Below are 24,265 nucleotides of genomic sequence, written 5' to 3'. Positions count from 1 at the left end.
GGGTCGGGGGCGAGTGGTTGCCAGGGTGGGTCGCGAGGGCGGGGGCCGACGTCAGGTACAGCTCCCCAGCGGCACGCGCTTCGAATCGTGCGGCGCGCTCGTTGTGCCGGGCGCGGCCGGGGTCACCGGACGGGCACCTGGTCGGGGACGACGACCTCGGTGATGCCGCGGGCCGCGAGGTGCCCGCTGTCGGCGGCGCGCGTGTCGAGGACGGTGGTGGGGCGGGCACCGTCGGCGACCAGCCGGAAGAAGGCGTCGAAGACGGCACCGCCGGGTGCGCAGGCCGAGCGCGCGGCCGGGTCGGCCGGCACGGCGAGGGCCGTGGTGCGCGGGGCCGGGGTGGGGCGGGACCCCGCGCGGACCGCGCGCGCCGCGCTCGCCAGGACCCGCGCCGTGTCCTTGGGGCGCCGGTCGTTGGTGAGGAGCCCGAGCCCGTACTCCAGCTCCGGGAAGTCGGCCAGCGCCCGGGACACGTCGTGGGAGCACCACCAGGTGACGCCCCACAGGTCCGGGCAGTCCAGGGCGTTCTCGACGGTCGCCTCGGTGAAGGCGGCGGCGTGCTCGGCGGGGACCAGGGGTGCGGGGGCGCCGACCTCCTGGAGCCAGACCGGGCGGCTCGGGTCGTCGGCCCAGGCCTTGCTCAGCTCGATCAGGTAGGCGGCGTGGTGCTCGCTGGGCACGGAGGCGCGGCCGTGGCGCTGGGCGGTGCCGTTGAAGACCCAGGAGTGCACCGCGGTGACGGCGCCCCGCCGGGCGGCCTGGGCCGGGGTGAACGGCTGGTCGTCCTGGTACCAGGTGGCGTCGTACTCGGCGTGCAGGTGCGTGCGGCCCGGGGCGCCCTCCTCGCAGGCGGACAGCATCCGCTCCAGCCAGGCGTCGATCTGGTCGCTGGTGGCGCGGTCCGGGTCGGGGTGGGGCCCGGCGGAGAACTGGTTGACCTCGTTGCCGAGGGTCATGCCGAGGAAGTTGGACCGTCCGGCCAGCGCCGCGGCGAGGGTGCGCAGATAGGCGGCCTGGCCCTCGACGACGTCGGGGTCGGTGAACAGGTTGCGCCGGTGCCAGGTGCGGGTCCAGGCCGGCACGTAGTCGAAGCTGCTCAGATGGCCCTGGAGACCGTCCACGTTGACGTCGAGGCCGCGTTCGCCGGCCGCGTCGACCAGCGCCACCAGGTCCTCGACCGCGCGCCCGCGGATCAGGGCGCGGTTGGGCTGGAAGTAGGGCCAGAGCGGGAAGACGCGGACGTGGTCCACGTCCAGGGCGGCGATGGAATCCAGGTCGGCGCGTACGGAGTCGAGGTCGAAGTCAAGCCAGTGGTGGAACCACCCCTCGCTCGGGGTGTAGTTGACGCCGAAGCGCACGGCAGAAGGCATGCGGTGTCCTTGGGAGGGGGAAAGCGGGGGGTTCAGCCCTTGACGGCGCCCTCGCCCACGCCGCGGAAGAAGTACCGCTGGAGGCAGGCGAAGAGGACGATGAGCGGCGCCACGGCGATGATCGTGCCCGCGGCGACCAGGCGTTCGTCGTTGGCGAAGGTGCCGTGCAGGTAGTTCAGGCCGATGGTCAGGGTGAACTTGGACGGGTCGCTCAGCACGATCAGGGGCCACAGGAAGTCGTCCCAGGCGCCCATGAAGGCGAAGATCGCGACGACGGCGAGGGTGCCCTTCACCGCGGGCAGCGCGATCCGGGAGAACCGCTGCCAGACGTTGGCGCCGTCGACGAAGGCGGCCTCCTCGATCTCGTAGGGGAGGTTGAGGAAGGCGTTGCGCATCAGCAGCACGTTCAGGGCGCTGACGCAGCCCGGCAGCACCACGCCGACCAGGGTGTTGTTGAGGCCCAGCTCCCGCATGGTGGTGAACTGGGCGATGATGATGCCCTCCACCGGCACCAGCATGGCCAGGATGAACACCAGCGTGGCGACGCGCCGGCCCCGGTAGCGCAGCCGGGCCAGGGCGTACCCGGCGAGGGCGGCGCCGACGCAGTTGGTGACGACGTTGGCCGCGGCGACCTTCAGCGAGTTCAGGGCGTAGTCCCACACCGGGATGGTGTCGGCGACCCGCTCGTAGTTGTGCAGGGTGGGATCGGAGGGCAGGAACTTCGGCGGGGAGCTGAAGATGTCCTCCGTGGGGCCCTTGAGCGAGGTCGACAGCTGCCACAGGAACGGGCCGATGGTCAGGGCCAGGACGCCGAGCAGCAGCAGGTAGCGCAGGACCAGTTCCCACCCGCGTACCCGGCGGCCGTGCTCGTCGGTGATCCGGGGTTCGCGTTCCCGGGTCCCGGAGGCGGCCCGGGGCTTGCCGGCGGGCCGGGTCTTCTCGGCGACGCTCACGACTCCTCCTTCCGGTCGGCGCGCAGGACGAGCAGCATCAGGACGACGGTGACGACGAAGACGACGACGGAGATGGCGGAGGCGTAGCCGACCCGGCCGGTCAGGCCGGTGCCGGTGCGCTGGACCAGCATCACCAGGGTGGTGTCCTCGCCGGCCGGGCCGCCGCTGGGGCCTGCCATCAGGTACACCTCGGAGAAGACCTTGAAGGCGGCGACCGAGGAGAGCGCCGCGACCAGGACCATGGTGGAGCGGACCGCGGGCACCGTGACGGTGAGGAAGCGGCGGACCGCGCCCGCGCCGTCCACGGCGGCGGCCTCGTGCAGCTCGCGGGGCACGTTGGCCAGCGCCGCCAGATAAATGATCATGTAGTAGCCGAGGCCCTTCCAGACCGTCACGCCCATCGCGCTGAGCAGGATCAGCCACTGGTCGCTCAGGAAGCCGACCGGACTGGCGCCGAGCGTCTCCAGCAGGGAGTTGACCAGGCCGCGCTCGTCGAGGAGCCAGACCCAGATCAGTCCGACGACGACGATCGAGGCGACGACCGGGGTGTAGAAGGCCGAGCGGAAGAAGGTGATGCCGGGGATGTTCTTCTGCACCAGCAGCGCGAGCAGCAGCGGCAGCAGGACCAGCGCGGGGACGACCCCGAGGACGTACAGGGAGCTGTTGCGCAGGCCGATCCAGAACATGTCGTCGTGGAGCAGCTCGCGGAAGTTGGCGAGGCCGACGAACTCGCCCGGCACCAGCGTGCGGCGGTCGGTGAAGGAGTTGACGAGGGTGGAGACGAACGGGTACAGGATGAACGCGCCGGTGATCAGCAGACCGGGTGCGGCGAACAGCCAGGGGCTGGCGGGCAGTTGGCGCCGCACGCGCCGGACGCCGCCCGTGCGGGCGTCCGGTGTGCCGGTGGTGAGGGTGGGACTCGCCATGACGTCTCAGCCCTGCTGCTGAAGGAGCCGGTCGCACGCCTTGACAGCGTTGTCGAGGGCTTCCTTCGGGCTCTGCTTGCCCTGGAGCGCCTTGGCGACCTCGTTGCGCAGCTCGGTCTTCATCTGCTCGCTGAACAGCACGGGCGTGTAGTTGACGGCCGTCTTCAGCGACTTGGCGGCGGCGATCCGCACCCGGGTCTCATCGGTGCCGTCCTCCTTGGTGAAGTACGGGTCGTCCAGCGAACCGGCGGTGCTCGGGAAGATGGCGACCTGCTTGGCGAAGGACATCTGGTGGGCCGCGTCGGTGACGTAGTGCGCGAAGGCGACCGCGGCGGGCTTGCGCTGGCTCTGCGCGTTGACCATCAGGCCCATCACGTACATGTTGACGTGGCCGGTGCTGGTGATCTGGTCGGTGATGCCGATGTTCTTGTACAGGTTCGGCGCCTGCTTCTTGAAGTTGGCGAGGTCGAGCGCGCTGCCCGGGTTCATCGCGACGGCACCGGTGAGGAACTTCTTCCCGGAGGACTCGGGGGTGGCGGTCAGCGCCTGCGGGTCGAGGGCCTTGGCGTCGTACAGCTCCTTGTAGCGGGTGAGGAGCTGGACGCCCTTGGCGTCGTTGAACGCGAAGGCGGTCCCCTCCTTGTCCATGAGCGGTACGCCGTAGCGGCCGAAGTCCTCGATGGTGGGCACGTTGGCGAGCGTCGCGACCTCGCCGTCGGTCTTGTCGGCGATCTTCAGGGCGGCGTCGAAGACCTCGTCGTACGTCTTCGGCGGCTGCTCGGGGTCGAGTCCGGCCTTCTCGAAGAGGGACTTGTTGTAGAAGAGCGGGCCGGTGTTGAGGTACCAGGGGAAGGCGTACGTGCCGTCCATGCCCGGTATCCGGTGGCTGGCCCAGGCCCCTGCCAGGTACTCCTTCTCGTACTGGCCGGCGGCCTTGTCCAGGTCGAGGGCGAGGCCCGCCTTGGCGAGCGGGGCGACGAGGTCCGGGGAGACGTTGACGACGTCGGGCAGGGTGCCGCCGGCGGCGTCGGCGCTGATCTTGTCGGCGTAGCCCTCGCCGGGCTGGTCGACCCACTTGACGTGGGTGTCGGGGTACTTCTTCTCGAAGTCGGCGATCAGGCCCTCGAAGTAGTCCTTGAAGTTGGCCCGCAGGTTCCAGGTCTGGAAGGTGATGTCGCCCTCGACCTTGCCGGAGGCGTCGGTCGAGCCACCGCCGTCGCCCCCGGAACCGCAGGCGCTGAGCGGCAGGACGAGGGCGGCGACGGCTGCGGCGGCGAATGTTCTGCGCGAGGTGGGCACGGTGACACGTCTCCCTGAAGGACGTCGGCGGTGGGATGCCAGCGACCATGCACGGCGAATCCGCGGAAAGTCAATGGATTCACGCCAACTAAAGTCGTCGGCACGGCATTAGTGCAGGTCACACCGCTACGACAGAGCACTTGCCAGGAATCACTAATGCGCTTTAGGATCTTTGCACTCAAGCGCTTTAGCTCTCACCGCCCGCACTGAGGAAAGGAGCGCGCATGCCGGCCAAGCGGCCCGCCGCGCGCCGGCCGACGATGAAGGACATCGCGCGCCGGGCCGGGGTCTCCGAGAGCGCGGTGTCGTTCGCGCTGAACGACCGGCCGGGGGTCTCCGAGATCACCCGGGACCGGGTGCGCCGGGTGGCCGAGCAGCTCGGCTGGCGGCCCAGTACGGCGGCGCGCGCGCTGTCCGGGGAGGGCGCGGCGACGGTCGGGTTCGTGCTGGCGCGGCCCGCGCACACCCTCGGCGTCGACTCCTTCTTCCTGCAACTGGTCTCGGGCATCCAGGAGGTGCTGGCGGGGCGGCACCTGGGGCTGCTGTTCCAGGTGGCGCGGGACGTCGAGGACGAGTGCGCGGTCTACCGGCGCTGGTGGGCCGAACACCGCGTGGACGGCGTCCTGGTGGTGGACCCGCGCACCGACGATCCGCGCCCGGACCTGCTCGACGAGCTGGGCCTGCCCGGCGTGGTGATCGGCGGGGCGCCGGACGAGCGCCACCCGGGACTGTCGACGGTGTGGGCGGACGACGCGGGGGCGATGGCCGCGCTGGTGGACGGGCTGCACGCGCTCGGGCACCGGCGGATCGTGCACATCGCCGGGCTGCCCGACCTCGCCCACACCGAGCGCCGTGTCCGCGCCCTGCGCGTCGAGGCCGGGCGGCGCGGTCTCGGCGAGGTCGAGTCGGTGACCACCGACTACTCGGACGCCGAGGGCGCGGCCGTCACCCGCCGCGTCCTGGAGGCACCCGCTCCCCCGACCGCGCTGATCTACGACAACGACGTGATGGCCGTCGCCGGGGTCGCCGCCGCCGCCGAACTCGGCTTCTCGGTACCGGCGGACGTGTCCGTGGTGGCCTGGGAGGACTCGGCGCTGTGCCGCATGGTCAAGCCGTGGCTGTCCGCCCTGTCCCGGGACAGCGTGGAGTTCGGCCGCACGGCGGCGACGGAGCTGACCGCCCTGCTCGACGGCGGCCCGGCCCGCACGGTGCGGGTACCGGTGCCGCGGCTGATCGAGCGGGACAGCACGGGAGTGGTGCGGCCCTCGGTCTGAAGGCCGGGGCGGGACGGCGCCGGACCCCGGCCGACAGGGCCCGGCATCGCCCGCGGTGCCGCTCCGGCACCGAAGGGCGCCTGCGGGACCTCCGACCGCACAAGCGGCATGCCCGTCCGGGTCGGCCATCGCCACCGCGCACGCCCCGCGCGGTGGGCACGGGCGGCCGCGGTTCACCGGTGGGCGGCCGGCCCGGCGCCCCTTCCGACGGGCCCGCGCTCTCGACGTGCGCGCCCGGGGCGGGCAGAGTGCCGTCCCGCGTACTCGCCAGTAATCCGCATCCCCGTTCCCGCACCCCGCGCCGGGGCCGCGCTCGCCGAGGCGGAGGAGGTGTGGGCGCCCGGGCGACCTGGGGGAACTGCCGCTGGCCGGCGTGCCGGTGGCGGTCAAGGACGACCTCGCGGTGCGCGGGGAGTCCACGCCTCGGCTCGGCCGCCACGCCGCACACCCCGCGGACGCCGACCATGTCACCGTGGCCCGGCTGCGGGCGGCCGGCGCCGCTCGGCTGAGCGGGCTACAGGGCGCGGTGCATGATGTGCAGGCCGACCCGCCCGTGCCGCGGGTGGTCGAAGGCGTCCGGCACCGTGCCCAGGATCGTGAAGCCGAGGGAGGTCCACAGCCGCACGGCGGGGTTGGTCTCGACGACGGCGTTGAAGACCATGCCCCGGTATCCGTCGGCCTTGGCCGCGTCCAGCACGTACTCGGCGAGGGCCCGGCCGGTGCCGCGTCCGGCCCGGCCGGGGTCGACCATGAAGCCGGCGTTGGCGATGCGGGCGGCGGGGCCGCCGTAGTTGGGGGTGACGTAGGCCGAGGCGACGACCGTGCCGGTGCCGTCCTCGGCGACGTAGACGCGTTTGGCGGGGTGCATCCACAGGGCCCGGGCGTCCTCCTCGGAGGTGCCCGGGTCCCAGGCGTAGGTCTCACCGGCGGCGACGATGCGGTGCCAGAAGGGCCAGATGTGCGGCCAGTCACCGGCCGTGGCTTCCCTGATCAGCATGGGCGTGAGTGTGGCACGCCCCTGCGCTCGGCGACCCCGGTGGGCGGGTCAGTCCACGCTCGGCAGGATGTGCGGTTCGGCGAGGTCCTCCTCGTAGCCCGCGAGGCGGATGGGGGCGGAGCGCGCCCACACGTCGAGGCTGCCGATCTCGCCGGGCCGGCGGCGGGCGCGCCCGCCGCGTTCCTCGGTGCGTTGTTCTGGCTTGGTCGTCGTTTCCGGTGTCACCGCGCACTCCTTATGTGTCGGGTCACCCTCGGGGCCTGTCGGCGCCGGTCTCCTGTCCGGCGCCCGGCGCCCGCCCGGGTGTGAGTCGAAGCAGTTCGGACGCGGTGGCGCCGGTAACTCGTGCGGAGGCGAACCGCTGTGAACCGGCTCGCCCGATGACGGACCCCGGGTGTGGGTAGTGCCCTGTGCCGCCGTCCGTCCGATCCAGACTAACCAAATGAGCGGGGGTGCGCTCTATGGGGCTCAAAAGATGGGACAACCATTGCCCTTCACTCCGTGCGCAGTTGGCCCAAGTCTGCCCCGGTTCCGCCGCTTTCGCACCGTGCGCAACTCACCCGTTCGGCCTACACCGGCGTCCACACCTTCGAATGTCGGCGGTGACGGCCACGCAGTTCAGTTGCCGTTGGCTGCGCCGCAAGCTCGCCATGGTGTGCTGCTCGTCGGCAACGGCTGTCTCGTGGGAGGACCGAGGCATGGAACTGCGCAGCGTCGAGGAGCTGATGGATCTGCTGTACGCCTGCCGGGGCGAGCGGCCCGCGGCCGGACCCGGCCGCGGGCCCGGGGATCCGTACAGCCACGCGCTGCGCACGGCCGCGCTGCTGCGCCGGCGCCGCCCCGCCGACAAGGAGCTCCAGGTCGCGGGGCTGGTGGCGCCGGTGGGCCGGCTGCTGTGGCCCGGCAGTCCGGCCGCCAGGACCGCCGAGGCGGTACGGCCGCTGCTCGGCGCGCGCGTCGCCCGCCTGGTGCGCCGTCGGACCGACCCGGAGGCCTGGGCCCACGACGACGACCTGGCCAGCCTGTGCCAGGCCGACGAGGAGGCCCGCACCGCCGACTTCGACGCCGGGGTCCTGGAGGACTGGCGCACGGTGCTGGAGCTGACGGCGGCACGGAACTCACGGCTGGGCCTCGTGGACTGAGACCCCGTCACCACTTGCCGGGTGCGTAGTCCTTGAGGAAGACGCCGTACAGGTCCTCGCCCGCCTCGCCGCGCACGACGGGGTCGTAGACGCGGGCGGCGCCGTCGATCAGGTCGAGCGGGGCGTGGAAGCCCTCCTCCGCGAGGCGCAGCTTGTCGAAGTGGGGACGCTCGTCGGTGATCCAGCCGGTGTCGACGGAGGTCATCAGGATCCGGTCGGTGTCGAACATCTCCTGGGCGCTGGTCCGGGTCACCATGTTCATGGCGGCCTTGGCCGCGTTGGTGTTCGGGTGGCCCGCGCCCTTGTAGCCGCGGGCGAACACGCCCTCCATCGCGGAGACGTTGACGACGTAGGCGCGTCCCGACGGCGCCTTGCGGGCGGCCTCGGCCATCGACGCGCGCAGCGCGCTGATGAGGATGAACGGCGACGTGTAGTTGCACAGCTGGGTCTCCAGCAGTTCCACCGGCGAGATCTGCTCGATGGTCTGCACCCAGGTGTTGGAGTCGACGACGTCCGGGACCAGGCCGCCCGCGTCGATGGCGGTCCCCTCGCGGTGCCGGACCACGCTGGCGTTGCCGGCGACCAGGGCCAGGTCGGCCACCTTCTGTGCGTCCAGCCCCGAGGTGCCCAGCGGCAGCGCGGCCAGGCCGTCCACCGCACCGGAGTTGAAGGCGCCGATGACGTGGTGGGCGGGCAGCTCCCCGGCGGGCAGCGGGGCGCTCTCGCCCTCGACCAGCGCGGCGTACGCGGAGGGCAGGCGCCGCACCGTCTGGGTGGCGTTGTTGATCAGGATGTCGAGCGGGCCCTGCTCGGTGACCTGCTCGGCGAGGGCCACGGTCTGGGCGGGGTCGCGCAGGTCGATGCCGACGACCTCCAGGCGGTGCAGCCAGTCGGCGGAGTCGTCCATCGCCTTGAAGCGGCGGATGGCGTCCTTGGGGAAGCGGGTGGTGATCGTGGTGTGCGCTCCGTCGCGCAGCAGGCGCAGCGCGATGTACATGCCGATCTTGGCCCGGCCGCCGGTGAGCAGCGCGCGCTTGCCGGTGAGGTCGGCGCGGGCGTCGCGGCGGGTCCGGTTCTCGGCGGCGCAGTCCTGGCAGAGCTGGTGGTAGAAGTAGTCGACCTCGACGTAGCGCTGCTTGCAGATGTAGCAGGAGCGGGGGCGCTGGAGTATCCCCGCGATCGCACCCTGCTCGGTGCGCGAGGAGGGCAGCAGGCCCTCGGTCTCGTCGTCGATGCGCTCGGCGGAGCCGGTGGCGGTGGCCTCGGTGACCGCCTTGTCGTGGGCGGTCTTGGCGGCGCGGCGCTCCTGGCGGCGGCGCTGCTTGACCATGCGGTAGATGTGCGAGGTGGCCCGGCGGACCCGGATCGCGTCCGGGTGGTCGACGTCGAGGGTGTCCAGTTCCTCCAGCACGCTCAGGCAGAGGGCCAGCCGCTCGGGGTCGATGCCGGGGCCGTACCCGGGGGCGTTCGCCTCATCGGCGGCCGCCTCCTGTGCGGGCGCCTGGGCCGCGGGCGCCTCGTCCCTGGTCGCCGAGCCGTCCTGTGTCACCGTCATCGCCGCTGCCGTTTCCTGGTCACCGTTGCGGCGCTCCGGGAGGCGACCGCTGTCGAACAGCGGATTTTATTCAGCGCGCGGCCCGGATCCAAACCCGCCGGGGTCAGGGACCGCACGCCGTGAGCAACGTCTCCACCTCCTCGGCCACCGCCCGGGCGAACCGGTCGAGGTCCGGCACCGCCTTCGCGTCGGCGACCAGGCCGAAGTGGACCCGTCCGCGGTACGTCGAGACGGCCACCGCCAGGGAGTGGCCGCGGGCCAGCGGCGCCAGCGGATAGACCTCGGTGAGCGGGTGGCCGCCGAGCCGCAGCCCGAGGCTGGGCAGGGGCACGCTGGTGACCAGGATGTCGAACCAGAGCCGCGCGGCCCCCGAGACCAGCGGCCCGCCGAGCCGGTGGCCGAGCGCCGGCACGTGGTCGGCGAGCAGGGCGACGGCTCCGGCGCCGCGGCCGGGCCCGGCGTCCTTGTTGCGGTCCATGGCGGTGCGGACCGTGGCCAGGCGGGAGAGCGGGTCGGGGTCGCCGACCGGGAGCCTCATCAGGTACCCGGAGAGCCGGTTGCCCTGGGGGTGGGCGCTGCGCGGGCGGCGCTTGGAGACGGGGATCAGGGCCCGGGGCGCGACGCCCTCGCTGCCGTCGCCGCGCTCGTCCAGCCAGCGCCGCAGGGCGCCCGCGACGACCGCGATCAGTACGTCGTTGACGGTGCCGCCGGTGGTCTTGCGGACGTGGTGCACGTCGTCGAGGTCGACGGCCACGCCCGCGGTCCGGCGGGTGCCGGAGGACGCCGCGGCGAGCGCGGGCGAGGAACGGACGTCGAGGGTGGACAGCGCCGCGGCGGCACCGATGTCCAGGGCGCGCCCCGCGTCCGACAGGGCGCCGCGCAGCCGGTCCGGCAGGGCGCGCACGTCCGGCAGGAGTCCGCGCGGCGGCTGCTCGGGGCGGGGCCGGGGGGCCGGCAGGTCCATCGGGTCGAGGACGCCTGCGGCGAGGGTCAGGGCGCGCAGACCGTCGGCCAGGGCGTGGTGGAACTTGAACAGCACGGCGAAGGGGCCGCCGTCCGCGCCCGGCAGCACATGCGCCTCCCACGGCGGCCGCCCGCGCTCCAGGGGGCGTTCCATGAGGCGTCCGGCCCGCGCGTGGAAGTCGGTGGTGGGGGCGTGCAGCCGCACGTGGTCGAGCGGGTCGAAGCGGGGGTCGGACTCGCGGGTCGCGCCGCCGAACGCGAACGGACGGCGCAGGGCCAGGGGCGGCTGCCAGGTGTCCCTGATCCTCATCCGCAGTCCGGGCACCGCGGGGGCGCGGGCCGCGAGCAGGTCCGCCGCGTGGGCGCCCGCGGTGGGCGAGTCGGCCTCGAAGACGCCGAGTGCGCCCAGGTGCATGGGGTGCTCGGCGGACTCGATGTTCCAGAACGCCAGGTCGAGGGGAGCGAGCGGATCGGGAGTCAAGGGCTTGCCTCGCAAGGCCGACGCAGGGGCGGCGAATGGACAACGGGTGGACAAGCAGTCAATCGCTCTCCGCCGATTACGGTCAAGTACGATCAAGCTACGCACAGTTAACAGAAGATTAAAGTCCCGCCCCTTTCGGCAGGGGCGGGACTGCTGTGACTCATGGGACGTCTGCGCTGACCTCAGCTCACGTCAGCGGCGGCGGCACCGCCTCCGCCGAGGTTCCCCACCCGGACGGCTGCGGGCCGACCGTGAACGCGAGCGACCGGACGGAGCGCAGGGCGTCGGTCGTCAGCCAGGTGCGGGCGTAGGCCGAGCCGTCGGTGCGGGCCGACTGGACGTACCGGTCGGTGTCCGAGGTGCCGGGCGCGGTGATCGTCAGGGCGCCGCGCGGGTAGTAGCGGCGGTCGAGGGTGAGGTCGACGCGGTCGAAGACCGGGGTGGACAGGCCCCAGGTGTCGTAGCCGGGCTGGATCGGGAAGATCCCGATCGAGGACAGCACGTTCCACGCGGACATGGTCCCGAGGTCGTCGTTTCCGGTCATGCCGGTCGGCGTGTCCGTGAACAGGGTGAGCGCCGCGTGCACCACGTCGGTCGTCTTCCAGGGCTGCCCGGTCGACAGGTAGGTGTACGGGGCGATGAGGTCGGGCTCGTTCTGCGGGTTGTACTTGTCGGCGTTGTAGTAGTCGTACGGCCCGTTGACCCACACCTCGCGGGCGGTCTTCGCCGGGTCCTTCAGGAGCTGGTCGTAGGCGAAGAAGGAGTCGAGCCGCTGGTTCGCCGCCTCCGTGCCGCCGATGAGGTCGATCATGCCGGGCAGGTCCTGCGGCACCAGCCACTGGTACTGCCAGGACGTGCCCTCGTGGAAGCCCTCGCTCTGCGCCGGGTCGGCCGGGCCGGTGAAGGCGCCCTCGGCGTCACGGGCGCGGAAGAAGCCGGTCGAGGGGTCGAAGACGTTCCGGTAGCTCTGGGCACGCTCGGCGTACCGCTTCGCGTCGGCGTCGTGGCCCAGGTCGCGGGCCATGCGGGAGAGCATGGCGTCGGACAGGGCGTACTCCAGGGTGGCGGAGGCGCCGTGGTCGTAGTCGGAGTCGCCGGGCTTGGCGTGCGGGCGGCCCTTGACGTAGGGGGCGAAGCCGTCGGCGAGGTACTCGCGGTTGGCCTCCCGGCCGACGGCCGGCGAGTCGGTGGGCGGAACGCCGTCGGCGTTCTTCCTCAGCGCCCGGTAGGCCTTCTCCTCCCAGCCGTGCAGCAGGCCCTGCTGGTAGGCGTTGGTGAGGAAGGGGGTCACCGGGTCACCCGTCATGATGTTGGTCTCGACGGTGCCGTAGCCCCACTTGGGCAGCCAGCCGCTCTCCTCGTCGATCTTGATGACGGAGATCGCCATGTCGCGCGCCTCGCGGGGCGCGAGCAGGGCGAGGAGCTGGGACTGGGTGCGGTAGGTGTCCCACAGGGACCAGTTCTGGTAGTACGTGAAGCCCTTGGCGCGGTGGATCTCCTGGTCCCAGCCGGTGTAGCGGCCGTCGACGTCGCTGCCGACGTTGGGCGCCAGGAAGGACCGGTACAGGGACGAGTAGAAGGTGCGGCGCAGGGTGTCGTCGCCGCCCCGGACCCGGACGTCGTCCAGCCGCTTCTCCCAGGTGCGCTCGGCACCGCGGCGCACGGAGTCGAAGGAGTGCCCGCCCTCGGCGCGCAGGTTGAGCGCGGCGCCGCGCGCGTCCACGTAGGACAGGGCGGTGGTGGCCTCGACGGTGCGGTCCTTCGTGGTGTCGAAGCGGACGTAGGCGCCGTCCCCGCCGCTCTTCGCACCCGCGGTCACCGCGCCGTCGTCCCAGGTGCCGTAGGAGGCGAAGGGGCGGTCGAAGCGGGTGATCGTGTAGACGGTGTACGGCTTCGTGTCCTGGCAGAAGCCGCTGCCGGTGATCGCGGTGCGCACGGTGCGGCTGTCCAGGACCTCGACCTCGGTGCTGACGTTCTTGTGCAGCGACTGGCCGGCGTTGAGCAGCACGTTGGCCTTGTCGGTGGCCGGGAAGGTGTAGCGCTGCACTCCGGTGCGCTCGGTGGCGGTCAGCTCCGCGTCGACGCCGGAGTCGAGGCCGACCCGGTAGTAGCCGGGGCTGGCCTCCTCGTCGTCGTGGCTGAAGGAGGCGGCGTACTTCGCGTAGTCCGTCTCGGTGACGTCACCGGTGGTCGGCAGCACCGGCAGGTCGCCGCCGAGTCCGCAGCCGACGCCGGAGAGGTGGACCAGGGAGAAGCCGCGGATGTGGGTGTCGGAGTGGTCGTAGCCGGTGTTGTGGCCGGTGTCCGGCGAGAACTGCACCATGCCGAAGGGCACGGCGGCGCCGGGGTAGGTGTTGCCCTCGTTCTCGGTCCCGATGAAGGGGTTCACGAGGTCGGTCAGGTGCGGGGCGGCCATCGGGGCGGCCTGCGCCGCCGGGGCGGTGAGCAGCGCGGACGCTGCCACCACCCCGGCCACGCACAGCCGCAGACGCCGGGTGCCTCTCATGTGCGGTGACCTCCGGAAGGTCTGCTCTGTCGTGCGGTTCTCGTTCGGGCGAGGGTGGTCAGGCGGTGCAGCCCGCCGGGGTGGGCTGGGACGCGTCGTGGATGAGTGCCTCCTGGGCGGCCTTCACCCGCTCGACGTCCGGCTTGAGCACCTTGCGGTCGTACGTCGTCAGGCCGTTCAGCTCGCCCTCGACGTCCGAGATCTGGGTGTACACGGCGCCGTTGCTGCCCCGGCAGACCAGGGCGCGCACCTCGTCGAGCTTGGTGAGGTAGTCGTCCGTGTACGTCTGCGGGTCGACGTCGACGTACGACTGCTGCACGGACCAGGCGTGACCGGGCACCGCCAGGCCGAGGCCGCCGTACTCGCCGGTGACCAGGGCGCGTTCGCCGTCCGGGGACGGCGGCAGGGCCGGGCTCGGATAGCCGTGCTCGTCCATGATGTCGCCGGCGCCGCCGTCGGCCCCGAGGTTCAGGCCCGACTGGTTGTTGACGAGCCGGGTCGGGTCCCAGGACTTGGCCTGCGCGGCGACGCGGCCGATGTCGTACTGGCCCCAGCCCTCGTTGAAGGTGACCCACATGATGATCGACGGGTGGCTGACGTGCTCGTCGATCATCTCCTTCATCTCCCGCTCGTACTCGGCGCGGGCGGCCGTGGACGGGTTCTTCCCGGCGGTCATCGCGGGCATGTCCTGCCACACCATCAGGCCCAGCCTGTCGGCCCAGTAGAACCAGCGGTCGGGCTCGACCTTGATGTGCTTGCGCACCGAGTTGAAGCCGAGCTGCTTGTGCAGCTTGAGGTCGTACGCGAGGGCCTCGTCGGTGGGCGCCGTGTGCAGGCCGTCCGGCCAGAAGCCCTGGTCGAGGGTGGCCATCAGGAAGGTGGGCTTCCCGTTGAGCATGGTGCGCGGAACGCCGTTGACCTTCTCGACGGCGATGGAGCGCATCCCGAAGTAGCTCTCGACGTGGTCGCGTCCGACGGTGACCTTCAGGTCGTACAGGAACGGGTCGTCGGGCGACCACAGCCGCGGGTCGCGGATCTTCAGGGTCAGCGGCTCGCCGGTGCGGCCGCTGACCGTGGCGACCTTGCGGTGCCCGGCGTACGCCGTGGCCCTGACGCGTACGCCGTCGCGCACGCCCTTGGGCTCGACGGTGAGGGTGCTCGCCGCGCCGTCGACGTGCGGGGTGAGCTCCAGGGAGTCCACGTGGTCCCGGGCGACCGGCTCCATCCAGACGGTCTGCCAGATGCCGGAGCTGGGCGTGTACCAGATGCCGCTCGGGTCCAGGCGCTGCTTGCCGAGCGGCGGGTTCTCGCCGTTCGCCGCGTCGGTCGGGTCGTAGACGCCGACGATCAGCTCCTGGGTGCGGCCGGGCTTGAGGGCGTCGGTGACGTCGGCGCTGAACTTGTCGTAGCCGCCCTTGTGGTCGGCGACCTTGGTGCCGTTGACGTACACCTCGGACTGCCAGTCGACGGCGCCGAAGTTCAGCTTCAGCCGCTGGGCGGAGCCGATGTGCCAGTCGCGGGGCACGGTGAAGGTGCGGCGGTACCACATGCGGTCCTCGTGCCGCTGGACGCCGGAGAGCTGCGACTCCACCGGGTACGGGACGAGGATGCGCTCCTTCAGGTTCTTGCCGACCGGCGGCTGCTCGCCCGCCTCGGCGGCGGCGAACTGCCAGCGGCCGTTGAGGTTCTGCCACTCGTCGCGCGTCAGCTGCGGGCGCGGGTACTCCGGGAGGGCGTTGTCCGGCCCGACCTCGTCGGCCCAGTCGGTGCGCAGCTCATAGGTGGACTGGTTGCCGCCGCTGCTCCAGAAGGCGTTGACAACGTTGCCTTCGGCGTCGGTGAGCCCGCCTTCGCCGTCGTAGCGGACGTCGGCGGTGCCGGGGGCGTCGCCGTTCTTGTTGCCGACGACGGGCTGGTCGAGGGCGACGAGCAGGGCGCTCGGGTCGGCGGGGTCCAGCTTCGTCTCGCCGAGCGGCCAGGTGGCGCCGCCGATCACCGCTTCGAGGTGGTCGGTGAGACCGGCCGGGGGCGCGGCGAGCGGGCTCGCGAAGTCGAGCTTGAGGGTGCGGCCCGTGGACTGGACGGTGGTCGCCGTCGCACCGTTGTAGTCGAAGCCGTCGGGCAGGCGGAACGCCGACTGCGGGATCGCCTCCTTGCTGCCGCCGGGCTCGGTCCAGCGCAGGTGGAGGTTGGAGCCGCCGTAGTGCTCGAAGTACTCCAGCTTGATGTCGTAGGACTGGCCGGCCGTCAGCTCGATGGGCTGGGCGGTCTGTTCGCGGTCCCAGTCGTCGACCCAGTGGTCGATGGCGAGCTGTCCGCCGACCCAGAGGCGGAAGCCGTTGTCGCCGATGATCGAGAAGGTGTGGGCGCCGGTCTTCTCCGGGACGAGCTTGCCGGTCCAGCGGACGTTCACGTCGTCCGACTGCCCGGTGGCGAAGGCGAGTCGCGGCTCCAGGGTGTTGAAGTCGACCTGCGGGTCGAAGCCGGTGGCCTTCAGCTCGTGGAAGTCGAAGGCGCCGGGGGCGGACTGGGTGTAGTACTCGCCCTTCAGGCCGTGGACCTCCGCGGCGGAGTCGTCGGCCGCGTTGGCGGCCGGTACGGCGGCGAGTCCGGCGACGCCGAGCGCGGCGGCCAGCAACAGGGCGAGTTTGTCTCTGAGTCGTTTGGTGCGCACGGACCCTCTCCTCGAGAACGGGTGGTGGCTGATGGCTCAGGACATCGATGTCATACATCGATGTAACGGCAGCGGTGCAGAGGCATGACAACATGGATTCCGCTTGACGTCCAGGGACATGACAACGGTCCCGGAGTCAACGCGCGTATCGCGCGCGCCCGGAGCCGTCGCCCGTCCGGCCGCCGGTGCGTCACGGCACCCGCTGCCCCTTGCCCAGCGCGATCACGCCGCCCTTGGAGACGGTGTACAACTCGCCGTCCCGCTGCGGGTTGACGCCGATCGTCGCGCCCGGCGGCACCTGAACGTTCTTGTCCAGCACCGCCCCGCGCACCACCGCGCCCCGGCCGATGTGCACGTTGTCGTGCAGCACCGAGCCCTGCACGACCGCCCCCGGGTCGACCACCACGCCCGGGGACAGCACGGACCGGGTGACCTGCCCCCGGATCAGGCATCCCGCGCTGATGATCGACTCGCTGGCGATGCCGCCGGCGTTGAAGCGGGCGGGCGAGAGCTGGGTCGAGTGGGTGTAGACCGGCCAGTCCCGGTTGTAGAGGTTGAACGCGGGCCGCTCGGCGATCAGGTCCATGTGGGCGTCGTAGTAGGCGTCCAGCGTGCCCACGTCCCGCCAGTACCCCTGGTCCCGCGAGGTCTCCCCCGGGACGTGGTTGGCGCTGAAGTCGTACAGCGCGGCCTCGCCCCGGTCGGTGAGCTGGGGCAGGATCGAACCGCCCATGTCGTGCACGGAGTTCTCGTCCTCGGCGTCCCGCTGGAGGGCCTCGACGAGGGCCTTGGTGGTGAAGACGTAGTTGCCCATCGAGGCGAAGACGCACCCGGGGTCGTCGGCGAGACCGGGCGGGTCGGCCGGCTTCTCCAGGAAACCGGTGACGGTCTGCCCGTCGGAGCCCGGCGTGATCACGCCGAAGGACGGCGACTCGGCGCGCGGGACCCGTATCCCGGCGACGGTGACGCCCGCGCCGGACTCGATGTGCTCGGCGAGCATCTGGCGCGGGTCCATCCGGTACACGTGGTCGGCGCCGAACACCGCCACGTACTCGGGCTGTTCGTCGTACACCAGGTTCAGGGACTGCAGGATCGCGTCGGCGCTGCCGAGGAACCAGCGGGGGCCGAGGCGCTGCTGGGCGGGTACCGGGGTGACGTAGTTGCCGAGCAGGCTGGACATCCGCCAGGTGGTGGTGATGTGCCGGTCCAGGGAGTGCGACTTGTACTGGGTGAGGACGCAGATCCGCAGGATGTCGCCGTTGACCAGGTTGGACAGGACGAAGTCGACGAGCCGGTAGGTGCCGCCGAAGGTGACCGCGGGTTTGGCGCGGTCCGCGGTCAGGGGCATCAGGCGTTTGCCCTCTCCGCCCGCCAGCACGATGCCGAGCACCGAAGGACCTCCACGACGCATGGCCGCTCCCCTCACCCTCGTTCCCCCGGCTGCCCCGGGCGGGGCGGCCTAAGCCTGCTTGAGGATCTCCTCGTACAGCCGGACCGTGCGGCGCGCGACCGCGTCCCAGCCGAACTCCTCCACCGCGCGCGCCCGTCCCGCCTCGCCCATCCGGCGGGCGCCCGCCGGATCGCCGAGGACGGAGTCCAGTGCGCGCGCGAGACCCGCCTCGAAGTCCTCGTCCGCCGCCGCGTCCCCGTCACTCTCCTTGGTCACGAGTACCCCCGTTTCGCCGTCGGCCACGACCTCGGGGATCCCGCCCACCCGGGAGGCGACCACGGGGGTGGCGCAGGCCATCGCCTCCAGGTTGACGATGCCGAGGGGCTCGTACACGGAGGGGCAGACGAAGACGGCGGCGTGGGTCAGGAGCTGGATCACCTCGGGGCGCGGCAGCATGCGCGGGATCCACTGCACGCCCTCACGGGCGCGGCTCAGCCCGGCGAAGAGGTCGCGGAACTCCTGGTCGATCTCGGGGGTGTCCGGGGCGCCCGCGCACAGGACGACCTGTGCGGCCGGGTCGATGTCCCGTACCGCGCGCAGCAGGTGGGGCACGCCCTTCTGACGGGTGATGCGGCCGACGAACAGGACGTAGGGGCGGGAGCGGTCCAGACCGATCCGGTCCAGCACGTCGGTGCCGTGGTCGGGCCGGTAGAGCCGGGTGTCGATGCCGTTGTGCACGACGTGGACCGTGGCGGGGTCCAGGGCCGGGTAGCAGCCGAGGATGTCCTCGCGCATCGCTCCGGAGACGGCGATCACCGCGTCGGCCGCCTCGATCGCGGTGCGCTCGGCCCAGCCGGACAGGGTGTAACCGCCGCCGAGCTGCTCGGCCTTCCAGGGGCGCAGGGGCTCCAGGGAATGGGCGGTCATCACGTGCGGGACGCCGTGCAGGAGCTTGGCGAGGTGGCCGCCGAGGTTGGCGTACCAGGTGTGGGAGTGCACCAGTTCGCGCCCTTCGAGGGCGGCGGTCATGGCGAGGTCCACCGAGAAGGTGCGCAACGCGTCGTTGGCGCCGTCGAGCGCGGACCAGGGGCGGTGGCGCACTACGCCGTCGCTGCGGCCCTCGCCCCAGCTGTGCACGTCCAGGTCGACCAGGCGGGCCAGCTCCCGGGCGAGGAACTCGACGTGGACTCCGGCACCGCCGTACACGTCCGGCGGGAACTCACGGCTCAGCAGTCCCACGCGCACCCGGAACCTCCCGCCTCGGCGACTGGTTCCCTCATGGTCACCCAGAGCGGGCGCCTGGGGAAGAGCGCGGAGGGCGGGCGCTGTCCGGCGGGCGCGGGGAACGGGCGGGCCCCGGCGGACTCGGGAAGCAGCAGTCGCCGCAGACGCCCCCGCCCGGCACCCGGTAGTACAGGCAGCAGCTGCGGCGCCGGAAGGAGGTACCGGTCAGCGTCCCGGTGCCGGCGAGCAGGGGGTGGGCCAGCAGGCCGGCGGTGAGCGACCGGGCGCGGGCGGCGGCGTCCGTACGGTGGTGGCGGCGGGCCCAGCGGTCCAGTTCGCGTCCGGCGCCGGTCAGGGCGGAGGCCGCGTTCCCGCGCAGCAGTCCCCTCGCGACGCCGTAGCGGGCGTGCACGGTCTCGGTGAGGGGCGTGAGGTGGGTGGTGAGGACGACGTCCGCGACGGTGGCGGCGTCCCCCGGCAGGGAGTGCACCTCGGTGAGCCACAGGTCGTCGGGGGCGGTGGCCTCGGGGTCCCAGTGCAGCAGGCGCGGATCGAGGTCCGGGACGTGTCCGTACAGGACGGCGCAGGCCAGGGCCACCGACCACAGGCGGGCCGCGAGCCCCTGCTGGGCCACGGAGGCGGCGACCCGCGTCTCGGGGGTGCCGAGCGCGACGGCGACCTTGCCGACCCGGCGGGCCAGCGGGTCGGTGTTCACATGTCCCGGTGCGTAGGCGTCCGTGAGGGGCGCGACGGTGGCGGTCCGCCGCGACGGCACCGGACGCGCGGCGTGCAGGACGGAGAACCCGCCGAGCGGGCGGAGGGCGGAGAGGGCGGGGTCGAGGTCCACGGAGAGCAGTAATATCAGGGCCCTTAGGGGGCTGGGCCAGGGGTCCGGGCCGGAGATCGCCCACCCTGGGGAGGACGGCGGCGCCGTCGTACTCCATCGGTAGTAGGACCCAAAGAATGCTCAGGGACGACGACGGGAAGACCCTGAGACGGCATCGTGTTGTCCATGGATGACGACCGATCGCCGCGGTGGGCCCAGCGCCCCCGCCTCACGCAGAGGAGCAGCCGATGAGCGCCCTCGCGTTGTCCGTGCTGCTGTCGCTCGTCTCCGCCGTGGCGTACGCGGGCGGAGCGATCGTGCAGGAGCAGGTCGCGGCGTCGTCCCCGGATGCCCAGTACGCCCCCTTGCGCCGGCCCGCCTGGTGGGCGGCGGTGTCGCTCAACGGCCTGGGCGGTCTGCTGCACGTGGTCGCCCTCGCGCTCGGTCCGCTGAGTCTGGTGCAGCCGCTGGGAGCGCTCACCATCGTGTTCGCGCTGCCCATGGCGGCGCTCTTCGTGGGTCGCAGGGCCGGTGCGACGGCCTGGCGGGGCGCGCTGATGGCCACGGTGGGTCTCGCCGGTCTGCTGTCCCTGGTCGGCGCCTCCGACGCGCAGTCGCTGGACACGGCGCAGCGGGTCGGGGCGGCCCTGGTCACCGGTGGCGCGGTCGTGGCGCTGATGATCGCGGGCCGGGCCGCGCACCGGCACCCGGCGGTCCGCAGCATCCTGCTGGCGACCGCCTCCGGCATAGCCTTCGGGATGTCCTCGGTCTTCACCAAGACGGTCGCGGTCGACTGGACCGGCGGGGTGACCGCCGGCGACCTGCCGTCCCTGGCCGTGATCGGCGTACTCGCCACGGCCGGCATGGTGCTGTCCCAGGCGTCCTACCGGGGCGCCGGTCTCGCGGCCCCGCTGGCCACGCTGACGGTCGTGAACCCGGTGGTGGCCGCCGTCGTCGGGATCACGATGTTCGGCGAGACGTTCCGGCACGGCACGGCCGGCACCGTGCTGGCCCTGGGCTGCGGCGTGGTGGCGGCCGGTGGGCTGATCATGCTGACGACGGAGCGGATCGCGCGGGAGGGCGCCGACACGGGTGAGGCGGCCCTGACCCCGGCCGAGGACACCGTGGCGCTTCCGGAGGCCGGGGCGGCGCCCGGACCGGTGCCGGTGGCCGTAGCGGTGCCGGTGGCCGTGCCGGTCCCGGAGCCCCCGGTCCGTGAGCCGGTGGCCGCGGCGGTTCCCGTCGCTCCGGTGGCTCGGCTCTCCGACAAGGTCGTCGTGCCGTCCCCGCCGGCGCCGCCGGTCCCCGACACCGCCCCCGCCGAGGAGGCGTACGGAACCCGGGCACCGGTGGAGAGCGACGACACGCTCTCCTACGGCCCCTTCTACGGCGGTCCGTTCGTCCCGCCGCCTGTGCTCGGCCGCCGACGGGTCCGGATCAGATCCTGACGCCGCCGGCCCGCAGGTACGCCAGCGGGTCGACGTCCGAACCGAAACCGGGCCCCGTCCGCACCTCGAAGTGCAGATGCGGGCCCGTGACGTTGCCCGTGGAGCCGGAACGTCCCAGCCGCTGGCCGACGCCCACCGACTGACCGTTCTTCACGGAGATCGCCGAGAGGTGCGCGTACTGGGAGTAGCGGCCGTCGGCGTGCCGGACCACCACCTGGTAGCCGTACGAACCGCCCCACCCCGCGCTGACCACCCGGCCCGCCGCGACCGACTTGACGGAGGTTCCGGTGGGGACGGGGAAGTCGACGCCGGTGTGGTAGCCCTTGGACCAGGAGGAACCCGCCTGGTGGTAGGGCGTGCCGGTGGCGGCGTCGACGGGGGCCACGACGGCGCGGTGGGTGGTGGCCTTGCCGGCCTTGGCCTTGCCGCTGTCGGAGGAGGACTTCTGCGGCGCCTTCCGCTGTTCCTGCCGCTTCTGTTCCTGCCGCTTCTGTTCCTTCGGCTCGGACTTCGGCTCCGTCTTCTGCCGCGTCGGCTGCTGCGTCTTCTGCTGTTTCTGGGTCTTCTGCTGCTTGTCCTGTTTTCTCGTCTCGGCGCCGGAGGGCGCCGCGGTGGCCCCCTCGCCGCGCAGGGACAGGCGCTGGCCGGGCAGGATCAGGTCGGGGTCGGAGCCGATGGCGCCGCGGTTGGCCTCGTACAGGCGCTGCCAGCCGCCCCGGACCTCGTGGGTGTCGGCGATGCCGGAGAGGGTGTCGCCGGTGACCACCGTGTACATCCGGGCCTTGCCCGCCCGGGACTGCGGGGTGGTCTGCGGCTGGACGTCCTTCGTCGAACCCGCCTGCTTCGCGGGCACCGCTCCCCCGGCCGGCCGGATGTCGGGCGTGTCGCCGCCCCGGGTCAGTCCGGCCCGCTCGGAGCACACCGGCCAGGCGCCGGGGCCCTGGGCGTCGAGCACCTTCTCGGCGACGGCGATCTGCTCTGCCTTGGTGGCCAGGTCGGCGCGCGGGGCGTACCGCGTGCCGCCGAAGGCCTCCCAGGTGGACTGGGTGAACTGCAACCCGCCGTAGTAGCCGTTGCCGGTGTTGATGTCCCAGTCGGCGGTGGACTCGCAGGCGGCGACCTGGTCCCAGGTCTCCACGTCGGCCGCGTGGGCCGTGCCGGTACCGACGAGGGGGAGGGCCAGTCCGGCACCCCCGGCGGTGACGGTCAGCGAGGCGCGGTTGATCCTGTTCGGCTGATACCGGCGGTGCCGGCCGCGTACGGCCATGGAGGTCCCCCTCGACATTGCGTCAGGAGGGGCAAAAGTAAGCGCCACGAACAGGCCATGACAAGACGGCAACCGGCCGGTTGGTCAGCCCGAGTGGCCGGGACCGGGCGGCCGTTGGCCGGTTGAGGCGTCCGCCCGCTGAGGCACTGGGCCCCTCCCCGCCGTACTGGAGCCCTGGAAGCACGAAGTGCGGCCGGCGTACCGGCACGTCAGCATGGCCGAGCGGCCGAATTCGCGATACTGGCGGACACGGGCACCACTAGACACCAAGGTCATTAGGAGCCAACGCAATGAGCACTACAGCGCAGATCGGCGTCACGGGTCTCGCGGTCATGGGCCGTAACCTCGCCCGCAACTTCGCGCGCAACGGCTATACGGTCGCCGTGCACAACCGGACCGCGTCGCGCACGCACGCGCTGGTCGAGGAGTTCGGCAGTGAGGGCGACTTCGTCGCGACCGAGACCGCCAAGGAGTTCGTGGCCGCCCTTGAGCGGCCGCGGCGCCTGGTGATCATGGTGAAGGCCGGTGACCCGACCGACGCGGTGATCCGGGAGTTCGCCCCGCTCCTCGAACCCGGGGACATGATCATCGACGGCGGCAACGCGCACTTCGCCGACACCCGTCGCCGGGAGCGCGAACTGCGCGAGCAGGGCATCCACTTCGTGGGCACCGGCATCTCCGGCGGTGAGGAGGGCGCGCTGCACGGGCCGAGCATCATGCCGGGCGGCTCGAAGGAGTCGTACGCGTCACTGGGCCCGATGCTGGAGAAGATCTCGGCGAAGGCCGCGGACGGGGCGCCCTGCGTGACGCACGTCGGTCCCGACGGCGCCGGGCACTTCGTGAAGATGGTGCACAACGGCATCGAGTACGCCGACATGCAGCTGATCGGCGAGGCGTACCAGCTGCTGCGGGACGTCGCCGGGTACTCCCCCGCGCAGATCGCGGAGATCTTCCGCACCTGGAACACCGGCCGCCTGGACTCGTACCTGATCGAGATCACGGCGGAGGTGCTGTCGCACGTGGACGCGGCGACGGGCAAGCCGTTCGTGGACGTCGTGGTCGACCAGGCGGAACAGAAGGGGACGGGCCGCTGGACCGTGCAGATCGCTCTGGACCTGGGGGTGCCGGTGTCCGGCATCGCGGAGGCGGTCTTCGCCCGCTCCCTCTCCGGGCACGCGGCTCTGCGCGAGGCGTCGCGCGGCCTGGCGGGCCCGAAGGCGTCGCCGCTCGGCGAGTCGGAGGCGGCCGCCTTCGCCGACCGTGTCGAGCAGGCGCTGTACGCGTCGAAGATCGTGTCGTACACACAGGGCTTCCACGAGATCGCGGCGGGCAGCGAGGAGTACGGCTGGGACATCGACCTCGGCGCGGTCTCCGCGATCTGGCGCGGCGGCTGCATCATCCGGGCGGCCTTCCTGGACCGGATCCGGGCGGCCTACGACGCCCGGCCCGACCTGCCGAGTCTGCTGTCGGACGAGACCTTCGCGCGGGAGATCGCCGCCGCGCAGGACGACTGGCGCGAGGTCCTGGTGGCGGCGACCCGGCAGGGCGTGCCGACGCCGGGGTTCGCCGCCGCCCTCGCCTACTACGACGCCCTGCGCGCCGAGCGGCTGCCCGCCGCGCTGACCCAGGGGCAGCGGGACTTCTTCGGGGCGCACACCTACCGCAGGACGGACCGGGACGGCGCGTTCCACACGCTGTGGGGCGGGGACCGGTCGGAGGTCACCGCGTAGCGCGTGTCCCAGGGCCGCCCGCGCCCCGTGTCGTCCGTTCGCTCAGGTGAGCGGTGGCCCCGGCTCGGGGTTGGGCACGGGCTCGGGTCCCGGCGGGATCGGCGACGGCGCGGGCCCGGGCGGAGCGGGAGGCTCCGGAGGCTGGGGCGTCGGCTGCGGGCCGGGGCCCGGCGGCTGAGGTGTGGGTTCCGGGCCGGGGCCCGGGGGCGGAGGCGGAGGGGTCGGCTCCGGACCCGGGCC

The 24,265-nt window shown here is 72.4% G+C and carries 18 protein-coding genes; 4 read left to right on the top strand and 14 right to left on the bottom strand.

The window, feature by feature from the left end; all coding sequences use genetic code 11:
* Nucleotides 1-122: 122 nt before the first annotated feature.
* Genes BZZ08_RS15150 through BZZ08_RS15135 form a run of 4 tightly spaced genes read right to left on the bottom strand, consistent with a single transcriptional unit; the run spans nucleotide 123 to nucleotide 4,548 of the window.
* Entirely contained in the window at nucleotides 123-1,370 is a 1,248-nt protein-coding gene (locus BZZ08_RS15150; RefSeq protein ID WP_104632732.1) for a glycoside hydrolase 5 family protein, read from the bottom strand.
* Nucleotides 1,371-1,402: 32 nt separating this feature from the next.
* Nucleotides 1,403-2,323 carry a carbohydrate ABC transporter permease gene (locus BZZ08_RS15145; RefSeq protein ID WP_104632731.1) on the bottom strand — a complete coding sequence of 307 codons (921 nt, stop codon included), beginning with the start codon at nucleotides 2,321-2,323 and terminating at the stop codon, nucleotides 1,403-1,405.
* Complete coding sequence (locus tag BZZ08_RS15140) at nucleotides 2,320-3,249, bottom strand: carbohydrate ABC transporter permease (protein WP_104632730.1); 930 nt, start codon at nucleotides 3,247-3,249, stop codon at nucleotides 2,320-2,322. The genes BZZ08_RS15145 and BZZ08_RS15140 overlap by 4 nt, the downstream gene beginning before the upstream one ends.
* Before the next feature lie 6 nt (nucleotides 3,250-3,255).
* Nucleotides 3,256-4,548: an ABC transporter substrate-binding protein gene (locus BZZ08_RS15135; RefSeq protein ID WP_104632729.1), complete on the bottom strand. Its 1,293-nt coding sequence runs from the start codon at nucleotides 4,546-4,548 to the stop codon at nucleotides 3,256-3,258.
* Nucleotides 4,549-4,772: 224 nt separating this feature from the next.
* Here BZZ08_RS15135 and BZZ08_RS15130 point away from each other — a divergent pair, with 224 nt between their 5' ends.
* Nucleotides 4,773-5,822 carry a LacI family DNA-binding transcriptional regulator gene (locus tag BZZ08_RS15130; protein ID WP_104632728.1) on the top strand — a complete coding sequence of 350 codons (1,050 nt, stop codon included), beginning with the start codon at nucleotides 4,773-4,775 and terminating at the stop codon, nucleotides 5,820-5,822.
* A 514-nt stretch (nucleotides 5,823-6,336) separates the two neighbouring features.
* Here the strand turns inward: BZZ08_RS15130 and BZZ08_RS15120 are convergent.
* Together BZZ08_RS15120 and BZZ08_RS15115 are read right to left on the bottom strand one after the other, a co-directional pair.
* A complete protein-coding gene (locus tag BZZ08_RS15120) occupies nucleotides 6,337-6,819 on the bottom strand; it encodes a GNAT family N-acetyltransferase (RefSeq protein WP_104632727.1) in 483 nt (160 codons plus the stop codon).
* A gap of 48 nt (nucleotides 6,820-6,867) precedes the next feature.
* Entirely contained in the window at nucleotides 6,868-7,044 is a 177-nt protein-coding gene (locus BZZ08_RS15115) for a hypothetical protein (protein ID WP_104632726.1), read from the bottom strand.
* Nucleotides 7,045-7,517: 473 nt separating this feature from the next.
* Here BZZ08_RS15115 and BZZ08_RS15110 point away from each other — a divergent pair, with 473 nt between their 5' ends.
* A complete protein-coding gene (locus BZZ08_RS15110) occupies nucleotides 7,518-7,961 on the top strand; it encodes a hypothetical protein (protein ID WP_104632725.1) in 444 nt (147 codons plus the stop codon).
* A gap of 7 nt (nucleotides 7,962-7,968) precedes the next feature.
* Here the strand turns inward: BZZ08_RS15110 and BZZ08_RS15105 are convergent, their stop codons facing one another.
* The 7 genes from BZZ08_RS15105 to BZZ08_RS15075 all read right to left on the bottom strand — a co-directional run bounded on the left by BZZ08_RS15105 (nucleotide 7,969) and on the right by BZZ08_RS15075 (nucleotide 19,601).
* The gene (locus BZZ08_RS15105) at nucleotides 7,969-9,516 is read right to left on the bottom strand and encodes an SDR family NAD(P)-dependent oxidoreductase (RefSeq protein WP_104632724.1); all 1,548 of its coding nucleotides are present in this window, start codon (nucleotides 9,514-9,516) and stop codon (nucleotides 7,969-7,971) included.
* A gap of 103 nt (nucleotides 9,517-9,619) precedes the next feature.
* Nucleotides 9,620-10,960, bottom strand: coding sequence for a wax ester/triacylglycerol synthase family O-acyltransferase (locus BZZ08_RS15100; RefSeq protein WP_104632723.1), 1,341 nt, complete (start codon nucleotides 10,958-10,960; stop codon nucleotides 9,620-9,622).
* Nucleotides 10,961-11,147: 187 nt separating this feature from the next.
* Nucleotides 11,148-13,466, bottom strand: coding sequence for a GH92 family glycosyl hydrolase (locus BZZ08_RS15095; RefSeq protein WP_104632722.1), 2,319 nt, complete (start codon nucleotides 13,464-13,466; stop codon nucleotides 11,148-11,150).
* Nucleotides 13,467-13,524: 58 nt separating this feature from the next.
* Nucleotides 13,525-16,140, bottom strand: coding sequence for a PA14 domain-containing protein (locus BZZ08_RS15090; protein ID WP_104632721.1), 2,616 nt, complete (start codon nucleotides 16,138-16,140; stop codon nucleotides 13,525-13,527).
* Between the two features lie 190 nt (nucleotides 16,141-16,330).
* A complete protein-coding gene (gene glgC, locus BZZ08_RS15085; protein ID WP_104632720.1) occupies nucleotides 16,331-17,551 on the bottom strand; it encodes a glucose-1-phosphate adenylyltransferase in 1,221 nt (406 codons plus the stop codon).
* 48 nt (nucleotides 17,552-17,599) lie between these two features.
* Entirely contained in the window at nucleotides 17,600-18,775 is a 1,176-nt protein-coding gene (gene glgA, locus BZZ08_RS15080) for a glycogen synthase (RefSeq protein WP_104632719.1), read from the bottom strand.
* A gap of 37 nt (nucleotides 18,776-18,812) precedes the next feature.
* Complete coding sequence (locus BZZ08_RS15075; protein WP_104632718.1) at nucleotides 18,813-19,601, bottom strand: (2Fe-2S)-binding protein; 789 nt, start codon at nucleotides 19,599-19,601, stop codon at nucleotides 18,813-18,815.
* A gap of 227 nt (nucleotides 19,602-19,828) precedes the next feature.
* Between BZZ08_RS15075 and BZZ08_RS15065 the strand changes: the two genes are divergently transcribed.
* Complete coding sequence (locus tag BZZ08_RS15065) at nucleotides 19,829-21,028, top strand: DMT family transporter (RefSeq protein WP_104632716.1); 1,200 nt, start codon at nucleotides 19,829-19,831, stop codon at nucleotides 21,026-21,028.
* On the opposite strand, the gene BZZ08_RS15060 is transcribed toward BZZ08_RS15065, so the two are convergent.
* Nucleotides 21,018-22,295, bottom strand: a complete 1,278-nt coding sequence (locus BZZ08_RS15060; RefSeq protein ID WP_104632715.1) for a transglycosylase family protein — start codon at nucleotides 22,293-22,295, stop codon at nucleotides 21,018-21,020. The two genes, BZZ08_RS15065 and BZZ08_RS15060, sit on opposite strands and share 11 nt — an antisense overlap.
* 290 nt (nucleotides 22,296-22,585) lie before the next feature.
* Between BZZ08_RS15060 and gndA the strand changes: the two genes are divergently transcribed.
* Nucleotides 22,586-24,025 (top strand): NADP-dependent phosphogluconate dehydrogenase, encoded by a 1,440-nt coding sequence (gene gndA / locus BZZ08_RS15055; RefSeq protein ID WP_104632714.1) that lies wholly within the window; start codon nucleotides 22,586-22,588, stop codon nucleotides 24,023-24,025.
* Nucleotides 24,026-24,265: the final 240 nt, after the last annotated feature.

The sequence above is a fragment of the Streptomyces sp. MH60 genome (assembly GCF_002939385.1).
Taxonomy (GTDB): Bacteria; Actinomycetota; Actinomycetes; order Streptomycetales; family Streptomycetaceae; genus Streptomyces.
The sequence above is the reverse complement of the archived record's forward strand: the minus strand, read 5'-3'. Positions and strand labels throughout refer to the sequence as shown.

Bases quoted from the DNA above. Each gene is read 5' to 3' on its own strand.
- BZZ08_RS15150 (WP_104632732.1), bottom strand. From the start codon at position 1,370: ATGCCTTCTGCCGTGCGCTTCGGCGTCAACTACACCCCGAGCGAGGGG.
- BZZ08_RS15140 (WP_104632730.1), bottom strand. From the start codon at position 3,249: ATGGCGAGTCCCACCCTCACCACCGGCACACCGGACGCCCGCACGGGC.
- BZZ08_RS15130 (WP_104632728.1), top strand. From the start codon at position 4,773: ATGCCGGCCAAGCGGCCCGCCGCGCGCCGGCCGACGATGAAGGACATC.
- BZZ08_RS15120 (WP_104632727.1), bottom strand. From the start codon at position 6,819: ATGCTGATCAGGGAAGCCACGGCCGGTGACTGGCCGCACATCTGGCCC.
- BZZ08_RS15110 (WP_104632725.1), top strand. From the start codon at position 7,518: ATGGAACTGCGCAGCGTCGAGGAGCTGATGGATCTGCTGTACGCCTGC.
- BZZ08_RS15105 (WP_104632724.1), bottom strand. From the start codon at position 9,516: ATGACGGTGACACAGGACGGCTCGGCGACCAGGGACGAGGCGCCCGCG.
- BZZ08_RS15095 (WP_104632722.1), bottom strand. From the start codon at position 13,466: ATGAGAGGCACCCGGCGTCTGCGGCTGTGCGTGGCCGGGGTGGTGGCA.
- glgC (WP_104632720.1), bottom strand. From the start codon at position 17,551: ATGCGTCGTGGAGGTCCTTCGGTGCTCGGCATCGTGCTGGCGGGCGGA.
- BZZ08_RS15065 (WP_104632716.1), top strand. From the start codon at position 19,829: ATGAGCGCCCTCGCGTTGTCCGTGCTGCTGTCGCTCGTCTCCGCCGTG.
- BZZ08_RS15060 (WP_104632715.1), bottom strand. From the start codon at position 22,295: ATGGCCGTACGCGGCCGGCACCGCCGGTATCAGCCGAACAGGATCAAC.
- gndA (WP_104632714.1), top strand. From the start codon at position 22,586: ATGAGCACTACAGCGCAGATCGGCGTCACGGGTCTCGCGGTCATGGGC.